This is a genomic window from Burkholderia sp. 3C (assembly GCF_054589155.1).
On record NZ_BAAILN010000096.1, the window covers coordinates 26,173 to 30,930 of the forward strand.

General features: G+C 69.3%; 6 protein-coding genes. 3 read left to right on the plus strand and 3 right to left on the minus strand.

Translation table 11 applies throughout. The annotated features are described in order from the left end of the window. The coding region (locus ACYP33_RS19790; protein WP_459623493.1) for a LysR substrate-binding domain-containing protein at positions 1–860 on the minus strand (860 nt) is incomplete at its 3' end. 288 nt (positions 861–1,148) lie between these two features. On the opposite strand from ACYP33_RS19790, the gene ACYP33_RS19795 reads away from it, so the two are divergent. Further along, a complete protein-coding gene (locus ACYP33_RS19795) occupies positions 1,149–1,328 on the plus strand; it encodes an SDR family oxidoreductase (protein ID WP_459623495.1) in 180 nt (59 codons plus the stop codon). 24 nt (positions 1,329–1,352) lie between these two features. On the opposite strand, the gene ACYP33_RS19800 is transcribed toward ACYP33_RS19795, so the two are convergent. Beyond that, a complete protein-coding gene (locus ACYP33_RS19800) occupies positions 1,353–1,994 on the minus strand; it encodes an isochorismatase family protein (protein WP_414440280.1) in 642 nt (213 codons plus the stop codon). A gap of 95 nt (positions 1,995–2,089) precedes the next feature. Continuing rightward, entirely contained in the window at positions 2,090–3,112 is a 1,023-nt protein-coding gene (locus ACYP33_RS19805) for a GlxA family transcriptional regulator (protein WP_459623497.1), read from the minus strand. Between the two features lie 167 nt (positions 3,113–3,279). On the opposite strand from ACYP33_RS19805, the gene ACYP33_RS19810 reads away from it, so the two are divergent. Together ACYP33_RS19810 and ACYP33_RS19815 are read left to right on the plus strand one after the other, a co-directional pair. Beyond that, the gene (locus ACYP33_RS19810) at positions 3,280–3,588 is read left to right on the plus strand and encodes a DUF1272 domain-containing protein (protein WP_414448988.1); all 309 of its coding nucleotides are present in this window, start codon (positions 3,280–3,282) and stop codon (positions 3,586–3,588) included. Between the two features lie 72 nt (positions 3,589–3,660). Beyond that, entirely contained in the window at positions 3,661–4,719 is a 1,059-nt protein-coding gene (locus ACYP33_RS19815) for an alpha/beta fold hydrolase (protein WP_414448989.1), read from the plus strand. Positions 4,720–4,758: the final 39 nt, after the last annotated feature.

Genomic DNA, 4,758 nt, shown 5'->3' on the forward strand with positions numbered 1-4,758 from the left:
GCCTGCGCGCGCAGCCACGCGATGAACGCCACCACCAGCTCGTCGCCGAGCCGCGCCGGCGCGATGTCGAGCCAATAGCCGAACGGCCCGATCGCCTCCACTGGCGAGAGCGGCACGAGGCTGCCTTCGGCCAGTTCCTCCTCGATCATGCCGAGATCGACCACCGCCAGCCCCGCGCCCTTGCGCGCGGCGTGGATCGCCTGTTCGAGCGTCGAGAACTCGATGCCGTCGCCGATGCGCGCGAGCGGCACGCCGGCCTTGGCGCACCAGTCGGCCCACAGCGTCAGGCGCTTGCCTTCGTGCAGCACGTGCAGCGAGGGCACCTTGCCGAACAGCGCATCGAGCGGCGTGCCCGCATAGCGCGGCGCACCCACCAGCGCGTGGCGCTCCAGCATCAGGCGTTCCGATTGCAGGTCGGCGCGCGCGGCGCGGCCGAAGCGGATATGGCAGTGGCAATCGTCGGTGGGTTCGGTGCGGATCGACAGATCGACTTCGGGCAGCGCTTCGGACAACGTACCGAGGCGTGGCGAGAACCACTGGGTGGCGAACGTCGGCGGCAGCGAGACGGTCAGCCGCCGTTTGCGGCCCGGCTGCACGGCGGTGATTTCGAGGATGCCGCGCTCGATGGTGTCGAACGCCTGCTCGATGAACGGCAACAGCAGCAGGCCGGCGGCGCTCAGTTTGACGCCCTTGTGATCGCGCTCGAACAACTGCGCGCCGATGCTTTCCTCGAGCAGGCGAATCTGCCGGCTCACGGCGCCCTGGGTCACGCACAGGGAGGCCGCGGAGCGATTGAAGCTCAGGTGATGTGCGGTCTCCTCGAAAAAACGCAACGCTATCAGCGAAGGCATCCGCCGCATGATTCTTTCCTTTCTGTCGTCTCGTTGCCAGCGCGTCCGGACGAGGTTCGCTCCGGAATTCACGGGCTGGCCGGCAGCTTTATGGCAGAAAAGCGGCGCGCGCGGCAGGCGGTGTTAACCCGAGGGCAGCGGCGAAGGGAGGGGCGGCGTGCAGGCTTAGGTGCTCGCGACGTTCAGCGCCGGGATTCGGGCGAACGTTTCGGTGATGAAATCCATGAACACGATCGCGCGTTTGGGCAGCAAACGGTTGGCCGCGTAGAGGATCTGGATCGGCACCCGCGGCGCTTCGTGGCCGCGCAGCACGCGCTTGAGCTTGCCGCGCGCCAGGCCTTCCTCGCGATTCCGGCCGGGCGCTTCGGCACGCCCGAGGAAGTGGCGCAGGCGGTGGTGTATCTGGCCGCCGACGAATCGGCGTGGACGCTCGGCACGGAGATCGTGGTGGACGGCGGCCGGATGCTCAACGGCTGAGGGTGGCCGTAGAGGTCAGTGCACTCAATGATTCGGAAACCCGATCATGGCCGCCCGCGTCAGCGTGGTGTTCTTGCTGACGCCGGCCGGCGCGTTGGCGAGCACCCACGCGGCGGACAGTTCTCCGAACGATTCCTTGCTCGACATGCCGTCGGTGGGCACGATCACCTGGAAGCCGCGCAACGCCGCCTCGCTCGCCGTGTACAGCACCGCGCCGTGCGCCACCGTGCCGGTGATGATCACGGTGCGAATCCCGCGGGCCTTCAGCGCCGCTTCGAGATCGGTGTTGAGGAACTTGTCGACGCCGGAGCGCACGACCGTTTCGTCGCCCTTGGCTGCGATCACCGGCGGCACGCCCGCGAGCGAGCCGGTGCTGGTCAGGCTGTAGACCGTCATCAGCTTTGCTGCACGCGCCTCGGTCAACAGCCTGGCGACGGCCGGCAGCGAGGCGACGCAATCGGGGCGCTCCTGGGCGTTGCAGGTGCTGACGTCGAAATCGAGCAGCAGCAGCGCGGTGTGGGCGGGGTCGGTCACGCTCACCGGCTTGAGCACGGGGGGCGCGGGCGTGGCGATCGTGCTCCAGGATTCGATGACGTCGGCGCGGGCCAGGCCGCACAGCGGCAGCGTGAGCGCGAGGGCGCAGAGGGTGTGACGAAGGCGAGGCATGGGCATCTCCGGGAAAGCCGCATGTAAGGCGCGGCGGCGGCTGTTCGAGCCTGCCGCCCTGCGCCGGGCCGGACGATTCTACCGGCCGGCCCGTGTCACTGCAGCGGCAATGCGTGTGGCGTGCGAACGGCGTTGGCTCGCCATTGCGAGGGCGGCAGCGCTTCCTCCTGCCGCCATGCGCTGCGAAACGCCTGCACGCTGCCGAAGCCGCACAGCTCGGCGATGCGCTCGACCGGCGCATCGCCGCCCTTCAGCAGGCTGCGCGCGAGCGCGATCCGCAGTTGCTGCTGATATTGCTTGAGCGTCATGCCGCACTCCTGAAGAAACATTCGCGCGAGATGGCGATAGCTGACCGCGAAGCGGGCGGCCAGTTCGTCGTAGGGCAGCGTGCAATCCGGGCGATCGCTCAGGAAATCCTGCACGGCGTGCACCAGCGCGTTGCCGTGATCGCGATGGCGCAGCGGCGGGTCGAGCGCCGGATCGCGGCTCATGCGGCGGAACGGCACCACGTTCTCGCGCGCCACGCGCACGGCCACGGCGGCCCCGAAGTGCCGCGCGATCAGATGCAGCGCCAGATCGATGCCGGCCGACACGCCCGCCGACGTGCAGACGTGGCCCGCATCGACCAGCATCCGGTTCGGCAGCACGCGTGCGAGCGGATGGCGCTGCTGGAGGCGGTCGAGATGGTGATGATGGGTGGTGCACGGCCGATGGTCGAGCAGGCCCGCCGCGCCCAGCAGGAACGCGCCGGTGCAGACGCTGGCCAGCGCGATCTCGCCGAGCCGGGGCTGCACCTCGGCGCGCAGCCAGTCGACGATCTGCCGCTGGGCCGGCGTGGGCGCCGCCTCGAACGCGAACTTCGCGCCGATCACCACCACCAGATCGCCGCGCCGCAGGCGCGCGGGCAGCGGATGGATCGCGGTCAGCGCGAGCCCCTGATAACTCTTCAGCTCGCTGTGCGGCCCGACGCAACGCACCTCCACCGGCGCGATGCCCAGCTCCGGCAGCGTGCCGAACACCTGCAACGGGCCGGCCAGATCGAGGATATGGACGCGCGGCGGCAGCACCAGGAAGATGCGCGACAAGCCGGCGTGATTCGGGGACGATGCGTTCTGCATGACGGATGACGAGCCAGGGAAACGATGCCGGCATGGTGGCATCTTTTTTTCCATGCCGGTCAGGTTTCGGGCTGTTTCGGTGCTGGCCGATTCGTTAGGATGGCGCATCGCCGTGGCTGTTCCGCAGCCGGCAAACCGTTCACTCCATTCGATCGAGGCAGCCCGCCATGCTTGAAATCCGCCCCAGTTGCGAGCACTGCAACGTCGCACTCGCGCCCGATTCGCGCGACGCCCGCATCTGCAGTTACGAATGCACGTTCTGCGTGTCGTGCGTCGATCAGGTGCTGCACGACGTCTGTCCGAATTGTGGCGGTGGCTTCGAGAAGCGGCCGGTGCGGCCGGCGAGGGACTGGAAGGGCGGCAACTTCCTCGGCAACGATCCGGCGAGCGGCACGGTCAAGCACCGGCCGGTCGATCCGGCCGCGCATGCGCGCTTCAGCGCGGCGATTCGGGCGGTTGCGCCGGAGGATCGTTAACGCGATCGGCATCCGTTACCATGGCGGCGCGGCGCTGCCACCAGCGGCCGCTCACTAACAAAAAGGAGAGCCATGAGAACGGGGAAGCTGCTGGGGAGAGGGGCCGCCGTGCTGTCGATCGCACTGCTCGCGGGCTGCGCGTCGACGGTCCGGAATTACGGCCTCGACGATCATTTTTCGCCGGGCGAGGCCAGCACGGGATCGCAATCCACGCCGGAGCAGTGCGCGGCCACGACCGACGCCGTCTGGGTGGAAGGGCCCGAGTTCGGCGAATGCATCCGCTATTTCCCGTCGAGCGCGTTCGCGAGCGGCCGGGTGGCGCGCGCGATCGTGTTCATGGATGGCGATGTGCTGTCGCTGCGCGGCGCGTCGGCGAACTACGGCAAGTGGACGCCGCGCCGCGTGCTGGAAGCCGCGCAACAGGAGCAGCAGCGCGGCGGCACGCCGTACCTGTCGCTCGCCCGCCCCGGCGTGGACGGCAGCAGCGGCAATCAGAACCGCCGGCGCACGCGCTACGAAACCGAGGTGGTGAACGCCGCGCTGGATCGTATCAAGGCGCGCTATGGCATCGCCGAGTTCGGGCTGGTGGGGCAGTCGGGCGGCGGCGGGCTGGTGGCTTCGCTGATCGCCGAGCGGCGCGATGTGCGCTGCGCGGTGTCGTCGTCGGGCGTGACCGCGGTGGTGTACCGGGCCCGCGCGGCCGGACGGTCGAGCGACTGGACAGGCACGCCGCTATCGGGGGTCTGGGATCCGATCGACCAGTTGTCGCGCGTGCATCCGATGCCGGGCTTCCGGATGTTCGTGACCACGGATGGTTCGGACACCGATGTGGATGCCGGCTCGCAGGTCCACTACGTGGAGGCCGCGAAGGCGGCCGGCCTGCCGGTCGAGCAATTGATGGTGCACGGCACCGGCAGCTCGCATCACCAGACCTACCGGATCGGCAACCGTATCGTGGAGGATTGCATGCTGGGGCTGCCGACCGCCGGGATCGTGCGTACCTACAGCGGCATGGACAACGGCTATGCGCAGATGGACGCGCTGGCCGCACGCGCTCGTGCGCTGGCGGCCGGCCAGCCGGCGCAGGCGGCCGCCGGGCCGGCCGATCGCGACGCGCGCGTGGCGCGCTGACCGAACCGGCCGGCAGCGGGCGGCGCGCTGCCGCCCGCT